This is a genomic window from Chryseobacterium sp. C3, from assembly GCF_014218905.1.
In the GTDB taxonomy this organism is placed as follows: Bacteria; Bacteroidota; Bacteroidia; order Flavobacteriales; family Weeksellaceae; genus Chryseobacterium; species Chryseobacterium mucoviscidosis.
Map to the genome: position 1 here is coordinate 127,807 of NZ_JACLCU010000001.1, position 12,575 is coordinate 140,381.

Annotated in this window: 14 protein-coding genes; 8 read left to right on the forward strand and 6 right to left on the reverse strand. The window is 34.5% G+C overall.

Going from position 1 to position 12,575, the window contains the following annotated elements:
- Positions 1-23: 23 nt before the first annotated feature.
- Both H6W53_RS00545 and H6W53_RS00550 read right to left on the reverse strand, forming a co-directional pair.
- Entirely contained in the window at positions 24-584 is a 561-nt protein-coding gene (locus tag H6W53_RS00545; RefSeq protein WP_185204441.1) for a helix-turn-helix domain-containing protein, read from the reverse strand.
- On the reverse strand, positions 581-982 hold the full coding sequence (locus H6W53_RS00550; RefSeq protein WP_076390346.1) for an acyl-CoA thioesterase: 402 nt from the start codon (positions 980-982) through the stop codon (positions 581-583). Before H6W53_RS00550 ends, H6W53_RS00545 begins: the two co-directional genes overlap by 4 nt.
- 429 nt (positions 983-1,411) lie before the next feature.
- Between H6W53_RS00550 and H6W53_RS00555 the strand changes: the two genes are divergently transcribed.
- On the forward strand, positions 1,412-1,816 hold the full coding sequence (locus tag H6W53_RS00555; protein WP_076390345.1) for an RNA recognition motif domain-containing protein: 405 nt from the start codon (positions 1,412-1,414) through the stop codon (positions 1,814-1,816).
- Between the two features lie 54 nt (positions 1,817-1,870).
- Here H6W53_RS00555 and H6W53_RS00560 read toward each other — a convergent pair whose 3' ends face one another.
- Together H6W53_RS00560 and H6W53_RS00565 are read right to left on the reverse strand one after the other, a co-directional pair.
- Entirely contained in the window at positions 1,871-2,365 is a 495-nt protein-coding gene (locus H6W53_RS00560) for a BlaI/MecI/CopY family transcriptional regulator (RefSeq protein WP_185204442.1), read from the reverse strand.
- Positions 2,366-2,373: 8 nt separating this feature from the next.
- Complete coding sequence (locus H6W53_RS00565) at positions 2,374-2,976, reverse strand: phosphatase PAP2 family protein (protein ID WP_185204443.1); 603 nt, start codon at positions 2,974-2,976, stop codon at positions 2,374-2,376.
- A 127-nt stretch (positions 2,977-3,103) separates the two neighbouring features.
- Here H6W53_RS00565 and pdhA point away from each other — a divergent pair, with 127 nt between their 5' ends.
- The 7 genes from pdhA to H6W53_RS00600 all read left to right on the forward strand — a co-directional run bounded on the left by pdhA (position 3,104) and on the right by H6W53_RS00600 (position 9,870).
- Positions 3,104-4,105, forward strand: coding sequence for a pyruvate dehydrogenase (acetyl-transferring) E1 component subunit alpha (gene pdhA, locus H6W53_RS00570; RefSeq protein ID WP_185204444.1), 1,002 nt, complete (start codon positions 3,104-3,106; stop codon positions 4,103-4,105).
- Between the two features lie 108 nt (positions 4,106-4,213).
- Positions 4,214-5,833: a pyruvate dehydrogenase complex dihydrolipoamide acetyltransferase gene (locus H6W53_RS00575; protein WP_076390341.1), complete on the forward strand. Its 1,620-nt coding sequence runs from the start codon at positions 4,214-4,216 to the stop codon at positions 5,831-5,833.
- 138 nt (positions 5,834-5,971) lie between these two features.
- The gene (locus H6W53_RS00580) at positions 5,972-6,961 is read left to right on the forward strand and encodes a bile acid:sodium symporter (protein WP_228457723.1); all 990 of its coding nucleotides are present in this window, start codon (positions 5,972-5,974) and stop codon (positions 6,959-6,961) included.
- Between the two features lie 60 nt (positions 6,962-7,021).
- Positions 7,022-7,690: an ABC transporter ATP-binding protein gene (locus H6W53_RS00585; protein ID WP_185204446.1), complete on the forward strand. Its 669-nt coding sequence runs from the start codon at positions 7,022-7,024 to the stop codon at positions 7,688-7,690.
- Between the two features lie 11 nt (positions 7,691-7,701).
- Positions 7,702-8,283 carry a murein L,D-transpeptidase catalytic domain-containing protein gene (locus tag H6W53_RS00590; RefSeq protein WP_185204447.1) on the forward strand — a complete coding sequence of 194 codons (582 nt, stop codon included), beginning with the start codon at positions 7,702-7,704 and terminating at the stop codon, positions 8,281-8,283.
- A 22-nt stretch (positions 8,284-8,305) separates the two neighbouring features.
- A complete protein-coding gene (gene radC, locus H6W53_RS00595; protein WP_116099731.1) occupies positions 8,306-8,983 on the forward strand; it encodes a RadC family protein in 678 nt (225 codons plus the stop codon).
- 8 nt (positions 8,984-8,991) lie between these two features.
- Positions 8,992-9,870, forward strand: a complete 879-nt coding sequence (locus H6W53_RS00600; protein WP_228457724.1) for a hypothetical protein — start codon at positions 8,992-8,994, stop codon at positions 9,868-9,870.
- A 52-nt stretch (positions 9,871-9,922) separates the two neighbouring features.
- Here H6W53_RS00600 and H6W53_RS00605 read toward each other — a convergent pair whose 3' ends face one another.
- Both H6W53_RS00605 and H6W53_RS00610 read right to left on the reverse strand, forming a co-directional pair.
- Positions 9,923-11,773, reverse strand: coding sequence for a S8 family peptidase (locus H6W53_RS00605; RefSeq protein WP_185204449.1), 1,851 nt, complete (start codon positions 11,771-11,773; stop codon positions 9,923-9,925).
- The gene (locus H6W53_RS00610) at positions 11,760-12,554 is read right to left on the reverse strand and encodes a hypothetical protein (protein ID WP_185204450.1); all 795 of its coding nucleotides are present in this window, start codon (positions 12,552-12,554) and stop codon (positions 11,760-11,762) included. Before H6W53_RS00610 ends, H6W53_RS00605 begins: the two co-directional genes overlap by 14 nt.
- Positions 12,555-12,575 lie beyond the last annotated feature (21 nt).

Sequence of the window (12,575 nt, forward strand, 5' to 3'; positions counted from 1 at the left end):
CTCCAATTCTCAAACCCTCCAACTTAAATCTGGTCCAGCGGTTTTCTGTTGTGAATTTTCAGTTTTTTAAATTCAGTAGGAGTGAAGCCGGTGCTGTTTCGGAACTGGGAAGATAAATGCTGAACACTTTTATAGCCGAGTTTTCCCGCGATTTCTGTTAAAGTAAATTCATTATATAAAAGAAGTTCTTTTACTTTTTCAATTTTTTGAAGAATGAAAAACTGTTCAAGCGTGATGTTTTCGTTCTGAGAGAAGGTTTTTGAAAGAGAGCTATACTCTTTATGGAGTCTGGAGGTTAAAAATTCAGACAAAAGAAAATTTTCAGCGATATCCAGTTCGCTGATTTTTACAATAATTAAATTTTTAATTTTCTCAATTAACTGATGGGCAGAGTCTTTAATTCTTTCAAAGCCTGTTTTTAGGAGAAGATTTTCCAGTTTTTCCATATCATTAACTGAAATATCTTGCTGGGTTTCCACTTCTCCGAGAGTGATTGATGTTAAGGGAATACCTGCTTCAGCAAATATAGCTTCCACAGCAGAAATACATCTGCCGCAGACCATATTTTTTATGAAAATTTTCATAAGGAGCTTTGGTTGTTCAATCTGTCTTTCACAAATTCCACTTTCGTTTTTCCGTGAGGAGCAGGATTTCCGTTTTCGTCGAGATTTACCATCACGATTCTGTCGACGGTGATGATGGTTTGATGGGTCATTTTGTTTCGCACTTCACATCTTAAAGTAAGAGAAGTTGAGCCGAACGCCGAAACTTCGATCCCGATTTCAATGATATCGCCCTGTTTTGCAGAGCTTACGAAATTGATTTCTGAGATAAATTTGGTGACTACTTTTTTGTTTTCAAGCTGAATAACGGCATACAACGCAGCTTCTTCATCGATCCACTGCAACAGTCTTCCTCCGAAAAGAGACTGATTGGGATTAAGGTCTTCCGGTTTTACCCATTTTCTTGTGTGATAGTTCATATCTGAAATTTTACTGCACAAATTTAGCTTTTATAACCGGCTTTGTCAAAAGATTTAGATTCAGTAATCCGAAAAGAAATATTTATATTCTCAATTATTTCTTTGGGAGCGTATGGTTTTTACTTTTGAAATTCATGTTTTGGGTTTAAATTTATCCAAAGTAGAATGTCACGGTGTTCCGTTATTTTATAGATGTCACTCTTTTTAATGATTATTCATAAATATTTCATGATAAATTAATACTTTTTAACGAAATAATATTTTGATTGAAAAATTTATTGAAATAATTTCAAAAAAAGCTTTGATATGAAATTAATAATCGTATCTTGCACCTGTATTATATCTGGAATCAATATTTGTTCATTCTTTATGTTGTTTTTCTTTTATAAACCAAATCATTTTTAACTTATTTTAATTTTATTAATCAAGATGAACATTTTTGTTTCAAACATCAACTACGCAACTAAAGATTATGAGTTGCAGGATTTATTTTCAGAATTTGGAGAAGTTTCTTCTGTAAAAATCATTACAGATAAAGAAACTGGTCGTTCTAGAGGTTTCGGATTTGTCGAAATGGAGGACGCAGAAGGACAACAGGCTATTGAAGCTCTTAACCAGAAAGAATTCAACGGAAAAGAACTTAACGTTTCGGAAGCTAAACCAAGAGAAGAAAAGCCAAGAAGAACTTTCAGCAACAATGGTGGAGGTAACAGAGGTGGCGGTTACGGAGGTAACAACAGAGGTGGCGGTGGCTACGGTGGCGGTAACAGAAGCGGTGGCGGTGGCTACGGTGGAGGAGATCGCGGCGGAAACGGCGGTGGAAAACGTTGGTAAAAAATATAAGCGGTTCTTTTGGAACCGCTTTTTTTATGATCTTTTTTAAAGGAATTATTCTTTTTCCTTCTTTTTTTTCTTTTTCCTGTCTTTGTCTTTTTCCTTATCCTTATCCTTGTTTTTCTTTTTCTCCTTTTTAGGATTCAGAATTTCATTGGCATACTCAAATTCTTCTTTTACTTTCAGAGGTTTTATCTCTATTGCAGGATTAAGTTCCTTCAGATCTTCCTGAGAAATTAATTTTTCCTGAAGCAGAAGATTTAAAATTTCCTTACCCGAATTATCAAAAAAATTATGCGAAAGTTCTTTTAATAAAAATTTACGGTAATCTTCCAAAGGTACGATCACGGAGTATTTAAAGATCCTTCCTTCCTTTTCTGTAGAAAGGTATCCTTTTTCAACTAATATTTTAAGGTAAGTGGAAACGGTATTCTGATGGGGTTTGGGTTCAGAATGCTGTTCCATAATATCCTTTAAATAAAATGATTCCAGCTTCCAGAACAGCTTCATTAAATTTTCTTCCGCAGATGTAAGATGATTGATTTTCATATAAATTCTTAATGTTGAAACTGAATATTGCAATAAAGGTAAAGAAAAGATACTATAAAAGCAATTCCGGCTCCCATGAACACTTCTTTTGGAGTATGTCGCTTCAGAATTATTCTTGTAATTCCTACGATTGCCGCAATGCCTAACCAAATGATTCCCATTGTAGTATTCAATGCAAAAAATAAAGCAGCAACAAATATATTGAATGCAGTATGCATCGAACTTTTGATGAAATAATTGCTGATCTGTAATGCAAAAAGCAATATCAGAATAAAGAGCATTACCCAATCGATCTGCCCGTTTCTGAAATAATTAAAGCCGATATACGATATCACAGAAGCTGCAATAAAAATATATAAAGTTTTTCGCTGTACCCTGTTGGATACATCCATATTGGTATATCTTCCCGTTTTTACATTCCAGACCAGCCAGATGATGACAGGAGCAATGACTATTATTAATATAGGGAGAAATGAGGTAATGGCTTCTTTCAGAGAGTATTTTAGAAAACTCATGTAAACGAAAAATATAAACAGAGAGAGCAGAGGATTGAAAAAATCTGATATAATTCTTGATATTTTATGTAATAATGAAGGCTGTTTTTCTTCCATATAAAGGTTTAATGATGTAAATATAATACTATAACCAAAAAAACAATAGGTAGGTATACAATAAAAATGAAGTTTTTTTTATAATTTTGCTCAACTATTTCATAATAAATTAGCAAGAGCTCAACACATGAAAGAATTTTCTAAAGAGGTATACCTGAAGTGGTATGAAGATATGACAATGTGGAGAAGGTTTGAAGACAAATGCCGTTCTCTTTATCTAAAACAAAAAATCAGAGGTTTTTTACATTTGTATAACGGTCAGGAAGCGATCCCTGCAGGTTTTACGCATGCAATGGATTTAACTAAAGATAGTATGATCACTGCTTACAGATGCCACATCCATCCGATGGCGATGGGAGTAGATCCTAAAAGAATCATGGCAGAACTTTGTGGTAAAGCTACAGGTACTTCCGGAGGTATGGGTGGATCTATGCACATTTTCAGCAAAGAGCACAGATTTTACGGAGGTCACGGTATCGTAGGAGGACAGATTCCTTTGGGAGCAGGTATTGCTTTTGCAGATCAGTATTTCGACAGAAAAGCGGTAAATATCTGTTTCTTCGGAGACGGAGCGGCTAGACAGGGTTCATTACATGAAACGTTTAACATGGCGATGAACTGGAAGCTTCCTGTAATTTTTGTTGTAGAGAACAACCAATATGCAATGGGAACTTCTGTTAAAAGAACAGCCAACCACGAAGATATCTATAAATTAGGTTTAGGATATGAAATGCCTTGTCTTGCAGTAGATGCAATGGATCCTGAAAAAGTGGCTGAAGCAGCTTATGAAGCGATTGAAAGAGCAAGAAGAGGAGACGGACCTACTTTTATTGAAGCAAGAACTTACCGTTACAGAGGACACTCTATGTCTGATGCAGAACCATACAGATCTAAAGACGAAGTGGCTCTTCATAAAAATGATGACCCTATCGAGCTGATCAAACAAAGAATTTTGGCTAACAATTGGGCAACAGAAGAAGAACTGGAAGCGATGGATAACAAATCGAGAGATTTTGTGGAAGAGTGTATCGAATTCATGGAAAACTCTCCTTATCCGGATGCAGAGAAGATCTACGAGTATGTATATGCTCAGGAAGACTATCCGTTCTTAGACAAATTAGAAAACTAAAAGATAATAAATCGGTTTGAAAGTTTGAAAATTTGAAAATGATTTATTATCATATCTTTTTTAATTTTCAAATTCATAAAATCCCAAATTTTCAAATTATAAAAAATTATGGCAGAAGTAATTACAATGCCGCGTCTTTCCGATACAATGACGGAAGGAAAAGTGGCAAAATGGCATAAAAAAGTAGGTGATAAAGTAAAGGAAGGCGATATCTTAGCTGAAATCGAAACAGATAAGGCGGTTCAGGATTTTGAATCTGAAATGGAAGGAACTCTTTTATATGTTGGTGTGGAAGAAGGTAATGCAGCAGCGGTAGATTCTGTTCTGGCAATTATCGGTAATGAAGGAGAAGATATTTCAGGACTTACTGGTGGTGCAGCAGCTCCGGCTCAAGGTGGTTCTGAAGAGAAAAAAACAGAAGAAGAATCTAAAACTGAAAACAGTTCTACCACTGTGGAACAGACTTCTGCGGAAGTTCCTGCAGGGGTGGAAGTAATTACCATGCCAAGACTTTCGGATACAATGACGGAAGGTAAGGTTGCGAAATGGCACAAAAACGTTGGAGATACCGTAAAAGAAGGAGATCTTCTTGCTGAAATCGAAACAGATAAAGCCGTTCAGGATTTCGAATCTGAATTCAACGGAGTGTTGTTGAAACAAGGCGTTGAAGAAGGAGGAGCAGCTCCGGTAGATTCGGTTTTGGCAATTATAGGACCAGAAGGGACAGATGTTTCAGGAGTTGGCGCTCCGAAAGCGGCTGCTTCATCATCAGAAAAACCTGCTGAACAAAAAACAGAAGCTAAAGCAGAAGAAAAAGCGGCACCGGCTGCAGATCATTCATCTACAGACAGGGTTGCCATTTCTCCGTTAGCGAAAAAAATGGCTCAGGATAAAGGCGTAGACATCAACAGTATTCAGGGTTCAGGAGAAAACGGAAGAATCGTTAAAAAAGATATTGAAAATTATCAGCCTTCTGCTGCTAAACCAGCGGCTTCAGCTCCATCTGCAAGTCCTGCGGCGGCTCAGGTTGCATTAAGCTTCGTACAGGGTGAAGATACGGAAACTCCGAACTCACAGGTAAGAAACGTAATTGCAAAACGTCTTTCTGAAAGTAAGTTCTCTGCGCCTCACTATTATCTGATGGTGGAAATCAACATGGATAAAGCGATCGAGGCAAGAAAAGAGATCAATTCTTTACCGGATACCAAAATTTCTTTCAACGATATGATTATTAAGGCGACTGCTGTTGCTTTAAGAAAACATCCACAGGTAAATTCAAGCTGGGCAGGAGATAAGATCATTCACAGAGGAAACATCAACATTGGGGTAGCAGTTGCAATTCCTGACGGATTGGTAGTTCCTGTTCTTAAGAATACAGACCAGATGAATTACACGCAGATTTCTGCTGCGGTAAAAGATATGGCCTCAAGAGCGAAAAACAAAGGTCTTAAAGCGAACGAAATGGAAGGTTCTACCTTCTCTATCTCAAACTTAGGGATGTTCGGAATCGAAACATTTACAAGTATCATCAATCAGCCAAACGCTGCGATCCTTTCAGTAGGAGCCATCATCGAGAAACCTGTTGTGAAAAACGGACAAATCGTGGTTGGAAATATCATGAAGCTTTCATTGGCTTGTGATCACAGAGTAGTAGACGGTGCTACAGGAGCACAGTTCTTACAGACTTTAAAAACATATCTGGAAAGTCCTTTAACATTGTTACTGTAATTTTCTGTTTAGATATACAATTTAAGGTTTACCGGAAGAAATTCGGTAGACCTTTTTTGCTTTTAAGATAATTTTAAGGTGATTTTAATATGGTCACAAAGATTTTAGAATGATCCTTGCTACTTTTAAAAAATGAAATTGAGCAGAATAAAATTAGACAAACAAAATATTTTTCTTTTATTGCTGATCGTAATGGTTGCAGCAGGCAAACTGATTCCTTTCAGAAGCGAATACAATCAGTATTTTAATCTATCAGCATTTATAGACTGGGGAATTGCTGCAATCTTTCTTCTGTATGGATTAAAGCTGAATATCAAAGAAATCATCAAAGATATTTCCAACTGGAAACTGCATCTTCTGGTTCAGGCAGGAACATTTATTATTTTTCCGCTGCTCGTCTTTTTGTTTTATGGTTTTGTAAAAGATACCGAATTTTTTGTGACGTGGCTTTCCATATTTTTTCTGGCAAGTCTGCCTTCAACAGTCTCTTCTTCAGTCGTTATGGTTTCTATCGCGAAAGGAAACGTAACTTCGGCTATTTTCAATGCCTCCATTTCAGGAAGTATCGGAATTGTAATGACTCCTTTACTGATGAGTTTTTTTATACAGCCCGATCAGGAAAACATTAATAATGCAGAAATTATCCAGCAGCTTTTACTTAAAGTTTTACTGCCGATTATTCTAGGATTAATTTTAAACCCGTTATTGAAAAACTGGGTGACAAAGTATGCGAAAATTATTGCGGAATTTGATAAAATGATTATTTTACTCATCGTCTACGAAAGTTTTTCCGAAGCTTTTTCACAAAATGTGTTTGCCTCAGTTCCTTCTTCGGTATTCCTGATTATTGCAATCAGCGTCACTACTTTATTTTTCTCGGTATACGGAATTTTAAAATTAATTTCCGGAAAGCTTCATTTTAAAAGAGAAGATATGATTACAGCCACTTTCTGCGGATCTAAAAAATCTCTGGTTCACGGAAGTCTTTTTATTATGGTTTTGGGGATTCCCGAAGATCAGAAAGTGCTTTTTCTGCTTCCTGTAATGATTTATCACAGTTTTCAGTTGTTTTATGTGAGCTGGCTTGCCAATAAAATTGAGAAAAAATATCGACTGGAAAATGGATAGTCGCTGTAAATTATATTTTTATTGCTTTTCAGATTTAAATCAATTCACTATTTTTGAATCATGATTAAAGCAAGGAATATCCATAAATTTTATGGGAATTTAGAAGTACTGAAAGGTGTTGATATTCACATCAAAACAGGAGAGGTGGTTTCAATTGTGGGAGAATCCGGAGCAGGAAAGTCTACACTTTTGCAGATTTTAGGAACACTGGATCAGCCAACGACTTCCAATAAGTTTGATACGGAAATTGAAATTGCCGGAAAATCTTTCATCAATATGAATGATAAGCAGCTTTCTAAATTCAGAAATCAGAATATCGGTTTTGTATTTCAGTTCCATCAATTATTGCCGGAATTTACAGCTTTAGAAAATGTTCTGTTGCCGACAAAAATCGCAGGTGCCAACGAAAAAGAAGCTATAGAAAAGGCATATGCTCTGTTTGAAGACTTAAAAATTGAACAACGATTGCATCATAAGCCCAACCAGCTTTCAGGTGGTGAAGCGCAAAGAGTAGCGGTGGCAAGAGCTTTAATCAACTCACCGAAAATCATTTTTGCTGATGAACCAACGGGAAATTTAGATTCGAAAAATGCGGATGATCTTCACAGATTGTTTTTTGATCTGAGAGATAAATACAATCAGACTTTTGTGATCGTTACGCATAACCCGAATTTAGCGGAAATTACAGACCGAAAGCTCGTGATGAAAGACGGAATGATTATCGAATAAAACTTCCGCAAATGATGAAACCCTTTATTTTTTTATTTCTTTTCCTTATTTCGTACACCAAATTTGATTCTCAGGCTTCAAATACTGTTGAAGATTTGCCTAAATCTAAAATTTTGGAAGTAAAGAATTTTATTAAAGGAAAAAATTATAATCAGAACCTTGCTGTTTTTATTAATTTTAAAATTCATTCAGGGAAGTACCGTTATTTTGTTTACGATCTGAAGAATAATAAAATTTTGCAGAAAGCAATTGTTTCTCATGGTGACGGATCTGTTGTGAAAAATTCCTCTGCTTTGAAATTCAGCAATATTGATGGTTCTCACCAGTCTTCTTTAGGAAAATACGAAATCCGGGAAAGTTATTCCGGAAAATTCGGAAAAGCCTATCGACTGGATGGTCTGGACGAAACGAACAGCAATGCAAGAGCCAGAGCAATTGTACTGCATTCTTATTATTGTATTCCCGACAAAGAATCTGCAAATCCTGCCTGTTTAAGTTTTGGATGTCCTATGCTTTCTAAAAGTGCATTCAACGAAACTTCAAAATTTATTGACGGTTCAAATAAAACCATTATTTTGTATGCTTTTTACTAATTTTATTTTCAAAACTTAACAAATGCCTATTAAATTTCTTGCCGAAGACGACAGACCGAGAGAAAAATTTTTACGGAAAGGTAAAAGTTCGCTTTCTGATTCTGAACTGCTTGCCATTATTATGGGAAGCGGAAGCAGGGACGAAACGGCAATTGAACTGGCAAGAAAAATTTTAGCATCTGTTAATAACAACTGGCATCAGTTAAGCCTGTTGTCTTTAAAAGATTTAATGAAGTTTAAAGGAGTGGGAGTGGTAAAAGCTATTTCCATTATTACGGCTTTGGAGATCGGGAGAAGAAGAGCAAGTCAGGAAATTCCTGAGAAACCTGTGATTTCAGGAAGCGATGGAGCGTATCAGATTTTCAGAAATCATTTGTCGGATCTTCGGACTGAAGCATTTTGGGCAATTTTTCTGAATCAGAGCAATAGAGTCATTCATCTTGCTCAGCTTACACAGGGAGGAATTAATCAATCAATTGTGGATGTAAGAGTCTTGTTTAAAACAGCATTAGATCATTTTTCAACAGGAATTATCGTGGCACACAATCATCCTTCGGGAAATCTGAAGCCAAGCAGAGAAGATATAGAAATCACTCAAAAAATAAAGGAAGCAGGAAAAATGTTAGGAATTCAGCTCCTGGATCATCTTATTGTGACACAGAATTCATACTTTAGTTTCTCAGACGACGGATTATTATGATTAGAAGATTGAAATACAATGAAATAGATTTTGAGAAATATTCTAAGTGTCTCGAGAATTCTGCACAACGGAAATATTCGGCTACCAAAGATTTTTTAGATATTACTTCTGGAAAACAGTGGGAATTGCTTGTTTATAATGACTATGAAGCAGTAATGCCTGTTCCTTTTGTAAAAAAAATAGGATTTAAAATTGTAATTAATCCTAAACTTTGTCAGCAATTAGGTATTTTTTCGCATATCGATGATGTTAAAATTAACGATCTTTTTTTAAGTTTTTTAGAAAAAAAATATAATATCTGGTATTATGGTTTTAATGATAAAAATACCTTTAGTAAATTATTAAAAAGGAGAAAAAATTTTCTTATTTATCCGGATAATTATGAAATTGTAAGACAGAAATACTCTCCTAAGAGAAAGAGAAAATTAAGGCTTGATGATGATATTTTACAAAAATCTGAAGTAAGAGAGGTTTCTATATTTAATGCTTGGGAATTTATTTCAAAAAATCTGATTGGTGCAAAAAATGGAAAGGATAAAAATAGCTTTCTGCAAATTTTTACAGATCTGGAAAAAGCAGGCTACTTAAAGTTAAAAGCATTTTTTTATGATACTGAGATTATTAATCTTATAGCTGTCTTTACTGATCATAAGACTGTTGTCTTATTAGGTACATTTAATGATAAAGATTATATTAAATTATCAGGTTCCTCATTTATTATAGACAAAGTAATTTGTGAAAATATACAGACTAAAATCTTTGATTTTGAAGGAAGTGATATTCCCGCTATTGAAGAGTTTTTCAGCGGTTTTCGTCCGGAATTGAAGAGCTATCCTGTTATCTTTAACTCAAAAAAGCAAGTTATAAAGAGTTTTTTCAGGCAGTAAAAAAATCGCTTCAAATTCAAGAAGCGATCTTTCTGTTTATAAAATTATATTTTTATTCCTTAACGAATTTTTTGAAATACTTTAACTTAGAATTATCATTAGTAATATCAATAAAATAAGTGCCTTTTAATAATTTTGAGATATCTATTGAAGCAGTATTTATAATAGAAATATTGCTTTCAAACACTAATCTGTTACTCATATCAAATATTTTAATCGTGCTATTTTTCAATTCTTTATTAGCTTTAATGAATAGATTATCCTTAGCCGGGATTGGATAAAGTGTAATATCTTCATTCTTAATTTCGATTATGCTAGAAGAATTATTTTTTGATACATTTGCTCCCGAATTAACAGATTTATTTTGATTAGGATTAAAATTAAAACAAGTGTTTGTATCTTCTATATAGAAATAATGACTTTTTCCATTTCCTGGCTCCAAAAGTGTATTTGTATCTAAAATTATACTTTTTTTAGCTTTAAATTTAACATTTGCATTCTCTGTAAAACTTTCGTTTTGAATTCTTATAGATTCGGGTGAATTTGTAAGCTCAAAGTCCCATTTTTCAAAGTTTCTATTCTTTATTAATACTTCACCTCCGTTTGCAGGATTCATTTGCCATGCAATTTTTGTAGCTTCACCCGCATCAATTCTTCCTGCACCAAGTTTTCCTAGGTATGGTTGATTCTCCTGAATGTTATCTAGTCGGGCTGAGGTAAGTTTTAAGATTGTTTCAACCTCTTCAGTATTTAAACAACTATTTGCAGTTAACATCAAACTAACGACTCCTGAAACTTGTGGTGCTGCAATTGATGTTCCGTAAATATGGGTATATTTTGTTCCTTGATTATTGTAATTGGGATCAAACAGTGAAACCACATCATAACCTGGAGCTCTCAAATCTACCATATCGTTTGTTTGATGTCTGTCATTGTTCACACCTGGGCCAATTCCTACACGATCTTCCCAATTGAAAGGGAGTCCTGCACCAGGTCCACAACAGGCAACATTTCCGACTTTTGCAAAACCTACCGATGAAACACTTATCACATGATTGTAACTTGCAGGATAAACGTAATTATCAGGACCTCCACAGGTTCCTCCATTTCCGGCCGCGACAACGATAACTGTTCCATTCTGATGAACTTCATCAATAACAAGTTGGTCTATTGAGCTGTAAGAACATGAGTTATACCAACTTGCATTTACTACTCTTGCTCCATTTTGTGATAAAACAAGTAATGTATTCATCATAGCACCATCGTACATATATTTGAATAACACTTTTGAATTAAAGCCAATTCCAGCCATACCAACATTGTTATCAGTTGCAGCAGCTGCAATTCCTGCAACCGAAGTTCCATGCCAATCGCTTACATTTGTAAGCATCGTTACTTTACTTTGTAAGTCTTCATGTGCAGTATTAATTCCGCTATCAGAAATCCCAATATTAAAATTTGGATCCCCGGTACTATAATCCCATGCTGTTCTGAGATTAATCAAATCAAAATTTCTATGATGATAAACAGGATCTATCAAATCATAGTCATTGGGTGTATAAAGTAAGGTTTCTCCTTTATAAGTTTCTTCAGTGTAAGGAAAATATTGTTTATACTTATTTAAGTCACTAATTAAATCTGTACTTTTAGTTTCTAATAAATAGATAGTTCTTAGATAAGGCATTTTTGATGTAGGGAAAGCCTTCTCTAAATTGATGACTCCATGTTTGGAAAGCATATCTCTTACTTGTATATCATTATGTGATATAAACGTTTTTCCATCAATTGTTGTTATTTTTGGAACATTGTTTTCATCAGGTATTTCAACATAATAAAGTTTATTCTGTCCAAATAAAAACGATGTTGCAAATAATAATATTGGAAGTACTTTATTTTTCATCATTTTTAACAGTATTTTTAAGTTTTTGAATCTCCTTTTGTTGCTGTATTACATAAAGAGTTAATTCTTCTACTTTTTTTAACAAAAGAATGTTCATTTCTTTTAATTCAATACCATTTTTTATTGCTTCATCAGTTGATGGAACTTCTGGAAGATGTTTATTGGTTTTAATATAATCTTCTAAACTGTTTAAATCCATTAATTTATAAGTGTCATCAAAAACATAATCTGCCCATCCATTTGATGATGCTATATCTACTTTTACTTTTTCGGTTCTAATTCCATCTTTTACAAAAAGACGATAATCATTACAATCTGTACAAGAACTATTTGGATTAGTACCCAAGAAAAGTTTTCCGTTTGCTCTTAATGACATGATCCATCCATATGCTGCAGAAGTTCCCCATCCTGCTACGTCAATAATTCCTGGATTATTTGGCTGATATTGTGTGTATCGAAGAAAAACAAGAGAATTTCCATTATCATGATTCGCACCTTCATTTCCCACATAAAAGGTATCGCTTAAAATATTAGTTAAAACTTGGGTTCGCCCCGATACTTTTAGGGCAATATCGTTTGCAGGAGCTCCGGCTAATCCAATATTTCCGCTAGAGTTTATTCTTAATCTTTCTTGATTGTTGGTTTTTAATACGAAATCCTGATTGTCAGAAGTTCCAATGTAGTTTGTTCCAGGTGTAGTTCCAGAGTTACCATTTAAATTCCAAGATTGAGCTGTGAAGATTCCATTAACTGCAAGAGCAATTAAAATAATTGTTTTTTTCATGATTAAAAGATTATTTTTTTA

Coding starts and splice junctions, on each gene's coding strand:
- H6W53_RS00605 (WP_185204449.1), bottom strand. CDS start 11,773: ATGATGAAAAATAAAGTACTTCCAATATTATTATTTGCAACATCGTTT.
- H6W53_RS00590 (WP_185204447.1), top strand. CDS start 7,702: ATGATGAAACCCTTTATTTTTTTATTTCTTTTCCTTATTTCGTACACC.
- H6W53_RS00550 (WP_076390346.1), bottom strand. CDS start 982: ATGAACTATCACACAAGAAAATGGGTAAAACCGGAAGACCTTAATCCC.
- H6W53_RS00610 (WP_185204450.1), bottom strand. CDS start 12,554: ATGAAAAAAACAATTATTTTAATTGCTCTTGCAGTTAATGGAATCTTC.
- H6W53_RS00585 (WP_185204446.1), top strand. CDS start 7,022: ATGATTAAAGCAAGGAATATCCATAAATTTTATGGGAATTTAGAAGTA.
- radC (WP_116099731.1), top strand. CDS start 8,306: ATGCCTATTAAATTTCTTGCCGAAGACGACAGACCGAGAGAAAAATTT.
- pdhA (WP_185204444.1), top strand. CDS start 3,104: ATGAAAGAATTTTCTAAAGAGGTATACCTGAAGTGGTATGAAGATATG.
- H6W53_RS00560 (WP_185204442.1), bottom strand. CDS start 2,365: ATGAAAATCAATCATCTTACATCTGCGGAAGAAAATTTAATGAAGCTG.
- H6W53_RS00565 (WP_185204443.1), bottom strand. CDS start 2,976: ATGGAAGAAAAACAGCCTTCATTATTACATAAAATATCAAGAATTATA.
- H6W53_RS00555 (WP_076390345.1), top strand. CDS start 1,412: ATGAACATTTTTGTTTCAAACATCAACTACGCAACTAAAGATTATGAG.
- H6W53_RS00545 (WP_185204441.1), bottom strand. CDS start 584: ATGAAAATTTTCATAAAAAATATGGTCTGCGGCAGATGTATTTCTGCT.
- H6W53_RS00575 (WP_076390341.1), top strand. CDS start 4,214: ATGGCAGAAGTAATTACAATGCCGCGTCTTTCCGATACAATGACGGAA.